Annotated in this window: 13 protein-coding genes; 1 reads left to right on the plus strand and 12 read right to left on the minus strand. The window is 67.7% G+C overall.

The features are described from left to right. Window positions 1–207 precede the first annotated feature (207 nt). The 7 genes from ACWDA7_RS43075 to ACWDA7_RS43105 all read right to left on the minus strand — a co-directional run bounded on the left by ACWDA7_RS43075 (window position 208) and on the right by ACWDA7_RS43105 (window position 7,267). On the minus strand, window positions 208–681 hold the full coding sequence (locus tag ACWDA7_RS43075; RefSeq protein WP_450612344.1) for a GNAT family N-acetyltransferase: 474 nt from the start codon (window positions 679–681) through the stop codon (window positions 208–210). 158 nt (window positions 682–839) lie between these two features. Next, window positions 840–1,574 (minus strand): SDR family oxidoreductase, encoded by a 735-nt coding sequence (locus ACWDA7_RS43080; protein ID WP_450612346.1) that lies wholly within the window; start codon window positions 1,572–1,574, stop codon window positions 840–842. 719 nt (window positions 1,575–2,293) lie between these two features. Beyond that, window positions 2,294–3,850, minus strand: coding sequence for a MocR-like pyridoxine biosynthesis transcription factor PdxR (pdxR, locus tag ACWDA7_RS43085; protein WP_450612348.1), 1,557 nt, complete (start codon window positions 3,848–3,850; stop codon window positions 2,294–2,296). 505 nt (window positions 3,851–4,355) lie between these two features. Beyond that, window positions 4,356–5,069, minus strand: a complete 714-nt coding sequence (locus ACWDA7_RS43090) for a sigma-70 family RNA polymerase sigma factor (protein WP_450612350.1) — start codon at window positions 5,067–5,069, stop codon at window positions 4,356–4,358. Between the two features lie 247 nt (window positions 5,070–5,316). After that, complete coding sequence (locus tag ACWDA7_RS43095; RefSeq protein WP_450612366.1) at window positions 5,317–5,838, minus strand: sigma-70 family RNA polymerase sigma factor; 522 nt, start codon at window positions 5,836–5,838, stop codon at window positions 5,317–5,319. A 432-nt stretch (window positions 5,839–6,270) separates the two neighbouring features. Further along, a complete protein-coding gene (locus tag ACWDA7_RS43100; RefSeq protein WP_450612352.1) occupies window positions 6,271–6,735 on the minus strand; it encodes a DUF5709 domain-containing protein in 465 nt (154 codons plus the stop codon). A 184-nt stretch (window positions 6,736–6,919) separates the two neighbouring features. Then, the gene (locus ACWDA7_RS43105; protein WP_450612354.1) at window positions 6,920–7,267 is read right to left on the minus strand and encodes a GNAT family N-acetyltransferase; all 348 of its coding nucleotides are present in this window, start codon (window positions 7,265–7,267) and stop codon (window positions 6,920–6,922) included. 406 nt (window positions 7,268–7,673) lie between these two features. Here ACWDA7_RS43105 and msrA point away from each other — a divergent pair, with 406 nt between their 5' ends. Next, window positions 7,674–8,183: a peptide-methionine (S)-S-oxide reductase MsrA gene (gene msrA, locus ACWDA7_RS43110; protein WP_450612356.1), complete on the plus strand. Its 510-nt coding sequence runs from the start codon at window positions 7,674–7,676 to the stop codon at window positions 8,181–8,183. A gap of 66 nt (window positions 8,184–8,249) precedes the next feature. Here msrA and trxA read toward each other — a convergent pair whose 3' ends face one another. From trxA to ACWDA7_RS43135, 5 genes are all read right to left on the minus strand, one after another. Beyond that, entirely contained in the window at window positions 8,250–8,579 is a 330-nt protein-coding gene (gene trxA, locus ACWDA7_RS43115) for a thioredoxin (protein WP_450612358.1), read from the minus strand. A gap of 103 nt (window positions 8,580–8,682) precedes the next feature. Next, entirely contained in the window at window positions 8,683–9,456 is a 774-nt protein-coding gene (locus tag ACWDA7_RS43120; protein ID WP_351365691.1) for an SDR family NAD(P)-dependent oxidoreductase, read from the minus strand. 455 nt (window positions 9,457–9,911) lie between these two features. Beyond that, entirely contained in the window at window positions 9,912–11,669 is a 1,758-nt protein-coding gene (locus tag ACWDA7_RS43125; protein WP_450612361.1) for a BTAD domain-containing putative transcriptional regulator, read from the minus strand. A 701-nt stretch (window positions 11,670–12,370) separates the two neighbouring features. Then, a complete protein-coding gene (locus ACWDA7_RS43130; RefSeq protein WP_450612363.1) occupies window positions 12,371–13,093 on the minus strand; it encodes a TetR/AcrR family transcriptional regulator in 723 nt (240 codons plus the stop codon). 50 nt (window positions 13,094–13,143) lie between these two features. Then, on the minus strand, window positions 13,144–13,479 hold a 336-nt coding region (locus ACWDA7_RS43135), incomplete at its 5' end, for an alpha/beta fold hydrolase (protein WP_450612364.1).

Here is a 13,479-nt window from a genome sequence, read left to right on the forward strand (position 1 = left end):
AACAGTCGCCCCAGTAGGGAACGCACCGCCCACAGGCGGCGCACCCGAACAGGAACTGGTCGGCCGGCATCCCATCACGGGATGACTCTTAGGGCGAATGACCCGTCAGCTAGCTCAGCTAGCTACCTACCTTCCTGGCCGTGCTGCGGTATACATGTCGCGCGCTTCGTATGCCGTGACAGGCAACCACGTCTGAACGCCGGACGGCTACGCCAGGTCGTGCTCGATCGCGGTGAGCTCCTCGTCGTGACCGCCTTCAGCGGGTTTGTGCTTGGGGTAGGCGCCGGCGCCGGGATGGGCCTTATCGATGAGGTCGGCGTACGCGGGGTTACGGTCGATGAACTCACCCACGACCGGGCAGATGATGGTGATTTTCTTCCCGCTCTCGCGGATCTCGTCCAGCACGCGAGAGACGAGCTCTGTGGCCACCCGATTTTTGCGGTAGGCGGGGTCGACCCACGTCGTCAGCAGCACAACGCGACCGCCCACGAACCGGTACGAGAGCTCAGCGATCGCTTCATCACCGAGGGCGGCGATCCAGCGACCGTGCTCCGCGTCGTTGAGCACGTCGAGCTCCCAGCTGGATTCCACCTCGCTAAGACTTGCCTCGTTCAAAGCAGCGATGAGCGCAGCGTTGTTCTCTTCACGGGCCGACGCCTCGGCCCCGAGGTTGATCGTCATTGTCACACTTTCTGTCGGGGGAGCTAATAGGCGGATTTAAGACAAACGCGTGTGGCCTTTCGACCCGGAGAAGAACACGGCGGTGTCCGTCCCGGCCTGACCGGTCGACCGTACGGTCGGGGGCCCACACCACGGAGGTCGTGCGGGCGCCGTCTCAGTCACCGCGCGAGCCAGGCCCGATAGGTGGCCTTGGCGATGACGGCGTCGCCCTTGGCGATGAGAACGTCACTCGAGGCAATGGCGTATTTGCCCGCGTTGTTGTCGGTGACGACGGTGCGTTGGTCGCCACGGGCGGCCAGAGTGATCCGGCCCAGCTCGTCGAGCGTGAAGACCTCGGGGCCGGCGACGTTGCGGGTGCCGCGCAGCGGGGCTCCCACGCAGACCTCGGCCACGGCCTGGGCGACGTCGGCCGAGGCCATGGGCTGGATGCGCGTGGCGGGCAGGCGGACGGTCTTGTCGTCGGAGGTCCACGACATCACCGCGTCCATGAACTCGAAGAACTGGGTGGCGCGGACGATCGAGTACGGCACGGGGCCGGCCTTGAGGATGTCCTCCTGCAGCACCTTGGCGCGGTAATACACCAGGTCCGGCACCAGGTCGGCGCCGACAATCGAGAGGACCACCGCGTGGCCGACGCCGGCGGACTTGGCGGCCGGCAGCAGGTTGTCCATCGTCGTCTGGAAGAACGGGGGCGAGGCCTCATCGAAGGTCGGCGAGTCCGTCAGGTTCACGACGGCATCGGCTCCCGCCAACGCCTCGGGCAAGCCCTTCCCGCTCAACAGGTCCAGTCCGGTGGACGACGAGTGTGGCACCGCCTCGTGCCCGCCCGCGTTCAGGATCTTCACCACCTGCGATCCGATAAGCCCGGTCCCGCCGATAACAGCGATCTTCATGTGTTCGACCTTCAGTCAGAGCCAGCTCGCGCGTTCGGCCAGTGGTTGGCGTCGGGTGGACCCCGCTTCTTACCCGTGTCTTGACGCCATGCGGGAGGTGAGCTCATCGCCGTTGGCCAGCTGTGCCCGAATCACCCTGGCCTGCGGCTGGGTCGCTGTACTCCGCCACCGTTAGCTCGAGGCAGCACGTCGTGAGGCCGCGATGAGGCTCGTCCGAGGGGACTCCTGATTGCGGCCCGGTAGCCTCAGCCACCGACCTCCACCCGCGCCGACTCGGCAGCAGCACGATCGGAGTAGCCCGGGTGTCGGGCGTCGACCCGATCGGCATAGGCGGTCGTTCGCGAGAGGTAGTCGACCATAAAGGGGCAGATTGCCGTGATCGTGCCCCCGCGGGTGCGGTCTCGACAGCCTCGCCCAACCTCGCCCGCAACCTGACCAGGAACTTCTGGTCCGACCTGGAGATACACCATCCAGGCATCGCCTCCCTGGACTTGCCGCCCGGCGATGCCACCGCGTGCAAGGAGCGTTCCGAACCAGGATCCAGCGGCGGAAGCAGCCGGACGGCACCGTGGAAGAGGCGCTCGTCGAGCGTGCTGAATACGACCAGTTGCTTGTTGCAGTGCGGGCTCCATACCTGCACATCGCGCGTTGGGCGGCCGAGGAACCCACCCGGTGGGGACCCCGGGCAGCGCCCGGGCGCCCGTCTGCTCAGGGGCGCGTCAGGAAAGGATCCGCACGAGTGCGGAGAGTTCCTGAGGCCACGCGGCGTCGGAGGGCACCCCGTATCCAACGACGAGGGCATCGGCCATGGCGCTCAGGGACCGTTCATGGCGGTATCGGGACAGGCCAGCCACTTTGAGGCCTTGCCGTGCTGTCGACTGAAGGACCCGCTGCTCGGTCCCGGGCGGCAAACCGAGCACGGTGTGCAGGCCAGCCGCTGTCCCGATGACGCGCACCTTTGGGGCGTGCTGGGCCAGGGCTGTGACGAGAGCGTCTCGTCGATCGCGGTAGCGCCGACGGGCAGCACGTACGTGATGGTCGTAGGCGCCGGAGGTGATGAATTCCGCCATCGTCAGCTGGCTGAGTACCTCGCACGAGTCGATCTGCCCCTTGGCCGCCACAGTTTCCTCAGCGAGCCTGGGAGGCAGCGCGATCCAGGCCAGCCGCAGGCCAGGAGCAAGGGTCGTGCTGGCGGTACCCAGGTAGACCACGCAGTCGGGGTCGAGTCCTTGGAGCGCGCCGACGGACTGACGGTCGAACCGGAACTCACCGTCGTAGTCATCCTCCAATACCAGCCCGCCGGTCCGTCTGGCCCAGTCCACGACAGCCGTCCGGCGGTCGCGCTGCAGCGCCGTGCCCACGGGGAACTGGTGAGCTGGTGTGAGTAGGACCGCGTCGGTGCCGACAGGCGGCACCGGGTCGGTCCCGTGGATGTCCAAGGGAAGCGGGAGGGTGTTCAGCCCGGCAGCCTCCAGCAGGCCCCAGTGCCTGTCTAGGCCGTAGGACTCGACGGCGATGTTCCTCGCCCCCCGCCCGGCCAGGACTCCACTCAGGATCTGCAGGCCGTGGGAGACGCCGGCGCAGATCAGTATGTGCTCCGGACTCACGTACACGCCCCGGGCTCGGGCGAGATGGTCTGCGAGTGCGGCCCTTAGTTCCGGCCGGCCGCGGGGGTCGCCGTAGCCAAGCGCGTCGTCGGGGGCAGCGCACAGGGCGCGGCGTGTGGCCTTCAGCCAGGCTGCACGAGGAAAGGTGGCGAGGTCGGGGCTGCCTGGGATCAGGTCGTGGCAAGGGCCGCCGGATGGGTCGTCGGCCGAGCGCGACATGATCGGCCGAGTGATCATCCTGTCTGCCACGAGTGTGCCCGAGCCTCTGCGGGCGGTGAGCCATCCTTCGGCGACGAGGTCGGCGTAGGCGTCGGCCACGGTGTTGCGGGAAAGGCCGAGGTCGGTGGCGAGCTGGCGGGAGGAGGGCAGCCGTGTCCCCGGGGCCAGGTGGCCGCTGCGGACAGCTTCGCGCAGGGCTTCGGTCAGCGCACGGCGCACACCTCTGCCAGCTCGCATCAAATCAGGGGCGATACCTGCTGTGAGGATCTGGCCATCGGGGTGGCCCTGAGCCCACGACACGCCAGCGCTGGTGGCGCCCAGGGCTTCCGCGCCAGCCCGGGCGATGAGGACGGCGCTCCCTGCGTCCCAGGCGTTCGGGAGGACGAGTGTGCCCTCCTCGTGCAGCGCTCGGAAGGCCTCGGCTTTCGCTTGCTGGATCCTGTCCGTCACGACGTACCTCCTTGGGGCCGGAGCCGCTGCCCGAAAGGGCCGCCGCCCCAGGGACGGGCTCGTGGTGGTCTCCTCACCTGTTTGGTGCCAGGTCCAATCCGTGGGCCCGGACCTCGCACACCCGAAGCCGGCGGCCGTGGCCGCCAGGGGCGCGTGGCCTGTATACGCATCGCGGGGCGCCCTGGACGGCCTGCCGAGCAGTTGTGCGTACGCATGCGGCCTTGGTCGTGGCCCATGTCCCCTTAGCTGCGGGCGGCGCCAGCTTCTTACGTCGGCAAATCGAAATGTCATGGATCGCGGTGCCGTGCGCCGCCAGGCCGTCGGCTCGGCGGCCGTTGCGAGTGCGCTGCGAACGTCGCCTGACGCCTGCCGCTCCTGTGCCCCGTGAACTCCTGGCGGCGCAGCCTCTCTTGACCGTCCTGGGGGCTGCCGGGCCCGGGCTGTGTGTGGCCGCGATGTGGGCACCCCGGTCAGCGTTGCCCGGGCCGACGTGGTCGCCGCCGCATCAGCCTGCGCCGCTGAGGTGTCCGCTGGCTATCAGCTGGGCTCGCAGTTTCTTGCGGGCATCAAACATCGTCTTGTAGAGCGCATTCCGGTTCGTCTCCAGCTCGCTGGCGAGCGTTTCCAGGGGGACACCGTTGACGACGGCGGTGAAGACCTGCCGCTGGTGGGCGCTCAGTGCCGTCTCGACTGCGTCGCGTACGGCCTCGACGAGCTCTCGCGCCTGCCAGTGACTGACGGGGTCAGTGCCGGAGCGGTCGGGAACTTGCGCCCATTCGTCCAAGTCGAATCGGGCGTTTGAAACACGCCAGAAATGGCGGCCTAGCTTGCTGGACACTTCAAGTACGACAAATCGGAATGCCCATGTAGTGAACCTGGCATCGCCTCGAAATTCCTGGACTTTGTGCGTGATTTTCATCAGTGCGTCGGCGGCCGCCTGGTGGGCAAGGTCGTTCAGCTCGGGTCCGGCAATTCGGTAACGAGGACCCCGACGGAACACCTCGTCCATGGCGATCCGCACCAGCAGCTCATGCAGCCGCGTGCAGGCCTGCTCGTACTGCGGCCCGCGGCCGTCTCCGAGCGCATCTACCCACGCGGCGGACTCCGGGTCGAGTTGTGCCCGATCCTTGACGGGCCCTGCTGCCGGAGCGCTGCCACCGCTTCCGGCATGTTCATTCGGAGCCGAGCGGCACGTTCTTCTGGCATCCGCAGAGTGCATGGCCCTCAATCTCCAGGTCATCTCGTGCGGCTAAGCCAATCACGGCACTATCTACAGGCCGTCTACGCGAAGTCGCCGTTTTCGCTTTCGCCGTGCGTACATCCCGGAATTTCACTGACGGGGCTTCCGGCGTATTTCGATGAGCGACTCGTGCGCGGCGTGAGGCGTGCTCTCCCGTACTGCGGAGCCTGGCTGGTGGGCGGGCCCGGCGGAGGAGACCTGCGGTCCTCCTTCCGGTAGCGGGCGGTCATGTTGTGCGCAGCCCGGGCGCATACTGTGGCAGCAGCCAGCGCAGTTGCCGGTGCCACCTGTGGATGCGCGGCATCACGGTGCCCACCGGGGTCTCCATGGTTTCCGCGATCTCGCGACAGGAGAGGCCCTCGATGTCAGCGAGGTACACAGCGAGATGGTGCGGAGGGGGAATCTGGCGGAAGGCTGCTGTGGGGTCGGGATTCACGATGCGCTCCAGCGCATCGGCTTCGGCCGACTTCAGCGCTCCGGAAGCGTAGGCGCCGAGATGCGCCGGCTGCTGGTCTTCGACTTCGGAGGAAAGACACAGGCGCGGTCTGCATTGCTGTCTGCGACGGGCAGAAATGTGCTGGTTGACCATGATTCTCTTTATCCAGGCTCCGAAGTTCGTACCCGGCCGGAACTGGTCGAACGATGCGTACGCACGTGCGTACGCTTCCTGGACCAGGTCCTCAGCGTCTGCTGCGTGGCGAGTGATGCGCCAGGTGGCGGTGTAGAGGGTTGGGAATGGTACGTCGATGCAGGAGAGCTTCCTTCTCGAATCTCACACGGCGCTGGGCGGGGCTCTCCGCTGGCTGCTGGTGCCGGGCTCCGGCGGTAAGTGCTTCGTTTTCACAGTCGCTGGCTCTTTTCGCGCCCGAACAGGCCGGCCGCGGCTGGTGTCAGCCCGCTCCGTTGGTCTGGGTGCAGCGGCGGATCCGAGCGGCCCCGACGCCTGCCGAAGCTGCTTGATGTGCTTGGCCCAACAACTGCTGCCGGGCCGGGGTACGGTGCGGGCTGTCCGGGCAAACGGTGGGTCTTCCGCGGATGTGCCTGTCCTGGGCGAGCCGAGGTACAGCCCGCCGACCGGTTGCGGAGGGACAGCCGGGGATCCTCCCCTGGCTCAGCACTTTCCGGGCCGGGAAGTTCTGGCTCGCCCCTGCCCCTGGCCCGGCCGGGGGCAGGCGGTCACTCAGGAGTCCTCTCGGGTGTCAGGCACCACGTGGACGGCCGCCTCCTCGGCGGAGGCGGCACCGTTGTCGATGCCCACGTCCCGCGCCCAGTAGTCGTCGCCGTCGTATCCTGCGGCGAGAACGTCCGTGTCCCAGCTGAGGAGGCGTCCCGCGCGCTCGTCGCCGACCTGGTCGTCGATGAGCTCTCCGTCCGTGCCGATCGTGTCGCCCAGGCCGTCTCCCCCGTCCGGTGCACCGGCTTCTGCCACCTCGCGCCTGAGCCGATGCGCGAGGTCCTCGTGGGAGGCGCCCTCCCTCGCGGTGACACCCCAGTCGTTGACGGCGAGGGGTGCACTCGCGGGTGAGTAGCCCCGGTCCAGGACGTCCTCCCCCAGCTCGTCCTCGTCGTACTCCTCCTGTGAGCGCAGTGGGTTGGAGGAAGCCAGGTCATCGTAGGACGGGAAATCGTCTGGTGAAGTCATCATGGCCTCCATGCCGTCGGAGCCACGCGGCATCTCGCTGCTGGCGCCTCGGAGAGGGCGCGGCGGAAGAAGGCCATTCAAGCGGCCTGGTGTCGACGAGGCGTCTATCCGGCATGGTCGCCCGGGCGGTCGGCCACCGGCTGCAGTCAAGTAGCGAGGAAGCCCCTTGGGCCGTCCTGCCACATTCCTAGCTCCCAGACCGGGCCCAGTTGCCAGGGTGGTCGAGGTCGATCAGCTGCTCGTATCCGGGATTCTCCTCGATGAACCGGTCGACCACCGGGCAGTAGTTGGTGATCGTCACTCCCTTGGCAGTGAGGTCGTCGAGAGCGAAACGAATCAGCAGCTTGGACCAGCCCCGACCGCGGTATTCCTCCCGGATGGTCGTGTGGGTCAGCACGCGTCGCGAGCCGGCCGTCTCGTAGACGAGGAGGCCCGCTGCCTGGTCGCCGTAGCGCAACTCATAGAAGCGCCCGCCGGGATTGTCCGCGATCTCGACGCGACCGTCATCGGCTGGGCCCGTTTCTCTACTGGTCATGGCTGTCTTACTCCTCGGTTGGGCGGCTCGGCGCCGCTGCTGAGTGGCGCGCGTACGCGTGTGTCTCGGGGGGATGGTCCGAGACGGCAGTGTGTACCTGCCCGCGGCTGGCTTCGGACCGTGTCCGGGCTGTTCCGGGATAGCCCTCGGGACAAGGGACTGCGCCGTGGCCCGGGCAGGCTCGGAACCTCTTGCAGGGCACTCCCGGCCCTGGCACTTGCAGACACCGGGTAAGGAGTCCGCGGTCGAGGCAGCTAACGGTGAACGAGCCGGCGGTTCGACGCCGCAGAGTCGGGGGCCACTGTCCAGCTGCCGCGACCGGGCGAAGGGGCGGCATTGTCTGTCGGGGCCGGTCTCGTGTTGGACGGCTCAGTCGATTCCGGTCTTGCAGAAGGGGGAACACAGCGTGGTACCGGCAAAGGGGCATGCCGTGTTGGCGGGCGGATGCTTCTGGGGCATGCGGGAGCTGTTCCGCAGGTTTCCGGGTGTCGTGGGCACCCGTGTTGGCTACACCGGCGGCGAGGCGGTGGAACCGACATACCGAAACCACGGGAACCATGCGGAGGCGGTCGAGGTCACCTACGACCCGTCCGGGACGGACTACCGCAGCATCCTGGAGTTTTTCTTCCAGATCCACGACCCCACCACGTTGAACCGGCAGGGCGACGACATCGGTTTGACCTTCAGGTCCGCCATCTTCTACCTGGACGAGGAGCAGCGACGCATCGCAGGGGCTGTGATCACGGCCTCCGACGCGTCTGGACTATGGCCGGGGAAGCTGGTTACGGAGGTTGTTCCGTCCGGCACGTTCTGGGAGGCGGAACCTGAGTACCAGAACTACCTCCGGAGTCATCCGGACGCGCACATGAATCAGTACGTCCGGAAAGGCTGGAAGCTGCCTCGAGCACCGGCCTGACCCGCCCGCTTGCCGCAGCGTCTCGCAGCAGGCGCGGCGGCGAGCGTGTGCACCTTCAGGGCCCGGTCACCTCAGAAACTCCTGCAGGTCCTCTTCCAGGGCCAGCCTGGGCTTGGCCCCGATGACCGTCTTGACGACCTTGCCGTCCCGGTAGACGTTGAGCGTGGGGATGGACCTGACGTCGTACTCTTCAGCGGTGCGGGGGCTCTCGTCGACGTTCAGCTGGACGATCGTGATCTTGTCACTGTGCTCGGCGGCGAGCGCCTCAAGGACCGGTGCTACAAGGCGGCAGGGCCCGCACCACTCGGCCCAGAAATCCACGAGCACAGGTTTGCCGCTCTTGAGCACCTCGTCCGCAAAGGTCTCATCGGTCACGCTTCTCAGATCGCCTGCCATGCGGGCTCCTTCGTGTGCGGGCGGCCTTGGTCGACGCCTTTTTGGCTGGCCCGCCCGGGGTAAGTGTCGGGTGGCGGCCCCGGGCGGGGCGTGAGAGGTACGTCTAGTTGCGGCCTGCCATGACTCCGCCGTCGACGTTGAGGATGGCGCCCGTGGTCCAGCTCGAGGCCGACGAGAGGAGGAAGACGATCGCGGAGGCCACGTCCTGCGGGGTGCCGACCCGGCCGAGCGGGTGCAGGCCGCTCAGCTGCTCCATCGCGCCGTCCAACTGATCCGCGGGAAAGACCTTCCCGAACAGGGGCGTCCTGGTGACAGCGGGAGCCACGGCGTTCACACGGATGCCCTCGCCGGCGAGCTCCATGGCCAGGTTGTGCGTGAGAGCGTGCAAGCCGGCCTTGGCCATCGAATAGGCCGACGACGGTGTCACGGCGAGGGCCTGGTAGGCCCACATGCTGCCCACGTTCACGATGGCGCCGCCCTGACCGCCGGCGACCATGCCTCGGACAACGGTCTGAGTCAGAACGAAGGTCGCCCTGTTGAGGTCGTGATAGGCGTCATAGTCCGCGACCTCGTAGTCGAGGAAGAGCTTGGGCAGGAAGAACCCCGCCGAGTTGACGAGGAGCGTGGCGTCGGGGTGGTCCTCCGCCAACTGCTTCTGCGCCTCGACGACCTGGTCCCAGTCCGCCAGGTCGGCCTCGATCGACCATGCGCTGCCGGAGCGCGCCAGGCTCGCCACTGCATCGTCGAGTTTCTGACCCGCGCGGCCGACGATCACCGCACTGCCGCCCTCCGCGATCACGTCCTCGGCGGCCTTGAAGCCCATACCGCTGGCGCCGCCGATCACGACGAGTTTCTTGCCTTCGAAGTCAGTGGCCATGCGAATTACTCCTCATTGAGCGGCGACACTTCTTGTCCGTTATGCACTCGACCCTGCCACGGCGGGCTCTACGGCAGCTCTACAAGGCCTCTACGGCGCCAGTCGCAGCTGCCTCGCAGTGCGAGAAGCGGAAAACTGCATGGATGCGTCCTGCCCGCCGCCTCAGGTCCTCTGCGCACTACTGCGCGCAAACGGCCCGCGCAGAGAAGCCGCAGGAAAGCCGTTGCACGGTCTGCTGCCATCAAGGCAGCACCCGCGCTGAGCCCCGGACGCTGTCGCACGCACGCCGCCCGCCGGGCGGCGTGCCGGCTTTGTCCACCGCCTCGGTGACCAGTGAGAAGCTCGAGGGTCGGCAGGGCGCTCCCTCTTCGGGAACGCTTGGTCTCGCTACTGGCCGTGGCATCGTCCCCGCAGGGTGCCTGTGACAACGACGTGGATGCTGGCCCCTGCTCGTCCTACCGACGGGCCGGTTCGCCCTGGTCGAGGAGTCCTTGCCCTGCCTGCTCTGCTGCATATGCGGCCACGAGCCGGTTCCAGCTGTATCGGCCCGGGCCGATCTCCGAGACGAGGTGCGCTCGAATGAGACGCGACAGGACATGGCGGACCCGACACTCGGGCCGTCCGGCCAGGTCCGCGACCTGCGATGCCGCGAACATGGGGTCTGGGCAGGCGCTCAGGTCGCGGAAGAGCGCCGCCGTCTCCGTGTCGAGCAGGCGGTACGAGCGGGTGATGGACGCGCGGACGTCGAGCGCCTGGTCCTCGTCGCTCGCGAAGGCGTCCAGGGTGCTGTGCTCTGGCGCCTCGTACTCGTCGGCCAGGCTCGCCAGGCGCAGCTGTGGTCGATAGGCCGCGCGGGCGGCGACGTTGGCCAGGGCCAAGGGGAGCTGCCCGGCCAGCCGGATAATGCGGTCGACGGCCTCTGGTTCGGCCGCTGTCCTTCCTGCGCCGAGTCGGCGCGCGAGGAGGCTCCGTGCATCCGTCTGGCTCAGGGGCATGAGTGTCAGGGGAAGCGCCTGATAGGCGGCGACGAGCGCGTGCAGTTGCATGCGGCTGGTGACAAGGGCCATGGAGCCGGGGCCTCCGGGGAGGAGATGCTTTAGCTGGTCCGTGTTCCATGCGTTGTCGAGCACGACGAGCACTCGGCGGTTGGCCAGCAAGCCGCGGAACATGAGCCCTCGTGCCTGCGCGGTCTCGGGTATGTCCTCGGGTCGTACGCCCAAGGACTGCAGGAAGTCCTCGAGCACGTGCGCGGGATCCCGTGGCTCGGCCTCCGGTCCGGCCCCCTGCAGGTCTGCGAAGAGCTGGCCGTCCGGGAAGCGGTCGGCCAGACGATGGGCGACGGTGGTGGCGAAAGCTGTCTTGCCGACGCCGGCCAGACCGCCGACCGTGCAGATGGCCACAGAGGACGACACCTCTGCATCGGCGACCAAGCGCTCGACCTGCTCCTGCTCTCTCTCGCGGCCGACGAGGCTCGGCAGGGCGGCTGGGAGCTGGGCCGGGGCGTGAGGCGGGGGTGTTTTCGGCGCGCCCTTCGGGCGGTCGGCGCTTTGCGGGAGCTGGAATCGCCCGGAGAGGATGCGCTCGTGGACTTGCTGCAGTTCCGGCGACGGGTTGACGCCGAGGCGTTGACGCAGCAGGTGACTGGTCGTGTGGTAGATCGTCAGGGCCTCGGACTGCCGCCCAGCACCATAGAGCGCGGTCATGAGGAGGCTGCATACGCGCTCTCGAAGTGGGTGCTCGACAAGCAGGGCGGACAGTTCTGCGGCGGCCTCGGCGTAGCGCCCTCTCTCCACTTCGCAGGCGAGCTGCTCCTCGGCACAGGCGAGGCGCAGCTCGCCGATGACGCTGCGCTGCTGGGCCGCGAACGGCCCCGGGACTCCGGCGAGGGCCACTCCTTTCCACATCTCGAGGCCTGCGGTCAGCAGGCTCGCCGCGGACGCCAGGTCGCCGGTGCTGCGCGCCTCCCTCGCCCTTGCCGCCGTCTCCTTGAACCTGTTCAGGTCCAGAGCGTCCGGTTGGATGTGCAGTAGATAGCCCCCGTCGACCAGGCGTACGGAGCTGTCACTCTGCTCCCCGAGTGCCTGTCTGAGCCTGTAGATGTAGGTGCGCACGGAGCCTATGGCCGACGGTGGGGCCTCGTCGCCCCACACGTCCTCCACCAGTTTCGAGAGGCTTACAGGCCTGCCCGCCCTGAGCAACAGTGAAGCAAGCACGGCGCACTGCCTCGGCTGACCAGCTCCGGCCTCGACCCCCTGTCTGTGTAGCCGGACTGGGCCGAGCACTGAGAACCGGACGCCCGCATACATGGTGCCTACCGCCTTGGGGATCCTTGTGAAGCTTGGTTGCTTGGCTGTCCGCAAGGGACCGCTTTCCCCAAACGTACCGCAGATCGGCCCAATTTTCTGGACTAAATAGTCCCCTCTTTGTTTGGCCAGACCCACTGGCACCTCGCGCTACCCGGCTGCCAGGCGCTGGGCTGGTGTGCCAGGACTGCGGCTCCTGACCGCGGCCGAGCAGCTCTTCATGGCACAGCGTGCAGGCTCACACAACGTCAAGGTCAGCGCGGGCGGCGGTGTGTGCTCGCGCAGCCGCGGCTGGTGACGGTCGGCGAACCACTCGGTGACCTCCGCGTGGAGGAAGGCATGCAGCGGCGAGCGGGCGCCCTGCCCGCCTTCCGTCCAGCCGGAGAGCTCGGCGAAAGGCGACCTGCCTTGTACGCAGGGGGCCGCCGCTTTTCGTTGGCGGCTGGGGCCGCATACGGGCAGTGGGACATGCGGACGAACACGTCCTCCCGCCGTCACGCCCCCGGTCGCCTGCCGGGAGGACGGTGAAGTCCAGCCGGTAGGGAGACCGCGACGCAACCGCCTGTGGCGCCGCACCGGGACTTCTCGGCGCCGCCTCGTCCCGGACAGTTTTAGCGCCCCCTCGTGCCCCCTTCAGGCGGATTGCCGTCCTCGGCGGGTACGGCATAGGCCCTGATGTGGCCGATCGCCATGTCGAGGGCGATCCTCATGGGTTTGACGTCCCGGGCCGTCTGGGCAAGGAGGTAGCCGCCTTGAAGGGCGGCCATGAGGCCGGTGGCGAGCTCTCCGGCGTCCGCGTCGGCACGGAGGACTCTCGAGTCCTTCATCCGCAGGAGCCCGGCCTCGAGCAGCCCTTGCCAGGTGTCGAAGTGCCGGGCGATCGCCTTGCGCGCCTCTTCGTCCTGATCGGAAAGCTCGCTTGCAAGGGAGCCGAGCGGGCAGCCGTACGCTCCGTTTCGGAGCGCGTTGTGTTCGATCACTGCGTCCCGCCAGCGCTCCAGCCCGCGGAGGGAGTTGAGCCGCCGCAGTAGCTGGTGCTGGCGTTCGAGCAATTCTGCAGCCTGCAACGCCACAACGTCCCGCACCAACGCATCCTTGTCGGGGTAGTGGCGGTAGAGCTGGGATTTACTCGTTCCACTGGCCGCCCTGACCTCGTCGAGGGTCGTGGAAGACACACCCTTGACGTACATCATGTCGGCGGCGGCCCTCAAAATGCGCTCTTGAGTCGCCCGCCCACGCTCAGTCAGCCGGGAGCCGTTTTTGTCGCTCGCCTGTTCCGCCACATCTACCAGATTACCGGTGTGAACGCTATCAGGATTCAGAGTGGACTTCAAGGTCCTTTTCTGGCCCGCTTCCGGCTCTCGGCACATCCGACCCGGAGCCATCACCCCGGGCCTCGCCGCCCCGACGAGCCCACGACCGGAAGGCTGGGACCCGGGCACCCACTCGCGCCGTCGACCAGGACCGCGCCCAGGGTGCGCTCCGGGTTCCGGCCGGCCCAGTGCGCCCCGACGACCGCCCCGTAGGACCAGCCCACCAGCAGCGCCCGGTCCACACCCCGGGCCGCGAGAACGGCATCGACGTCCCGGACGGCCGCCTCGAAGGAATAGTCGGCGGAACGCTTCGATTTGCCGCGGGCCCGCTCGTCGTAGGTGATGTGCCGCCACCCCGTCCCCAGTTCGGCGAGGACGCGCCGCCAGTACCCCTGCGTGGCGAACTG

The organism is Streptomyces sp. NPDC001156, assembly GCF_053598275.1.

Coding starts and splice junctions, on each gene's coding strand:
- ACWDA7_RS43075 (WP_450612344.1), bottom strand. CDS start 681: ATGACGATCAACCTCGGGGCCGAGGCGTCGGCCCGTGAAGAGAACAAC.
- ACWDA7_RS43080 (WP_450612346.1), bottom strand. CDS start 1,574: ATGAAGATCGCTGTTATCGGCGGGACCGGGCTTATCGGATCGCAGGTG.
- ACWDA7_RS43090 (WP_450612350.1), bottom strand. CDS start 5,069: ATGCACTCTGCGGATGCCAGAAGAACGTGCCGCTCGGCTCCGAATGAA.
- ACWDA7_RS43100 (WP_450612352.1), bottom strand. CDS start 6,735: ATGATGACTTCACCAGACGATTTCCCGTCCTACGATGACCTGGCTTCC.
- ACWDA7_RS43105 (WP_450612354.1), bottom strand. CDS start 7,267: ATGACCAGTAGAGAAACGGGCCCAGCCGATGACGGTCGCGTCGAGATC.
- trxA (WP_450612358.1), bottom strand. CDS start 8,579: ATGGCAGGCGATCTGAGAAGCGTGACCGATGAGACCTTTGCGGACGAG.
- ACWDA7_RS43120 (WP_351365691.1), bottom strand. CDS start 9,456: ATGGCCACTGACTTCGAAGGCAAGAAACTCGTCGTGATCGGCGGCGCC.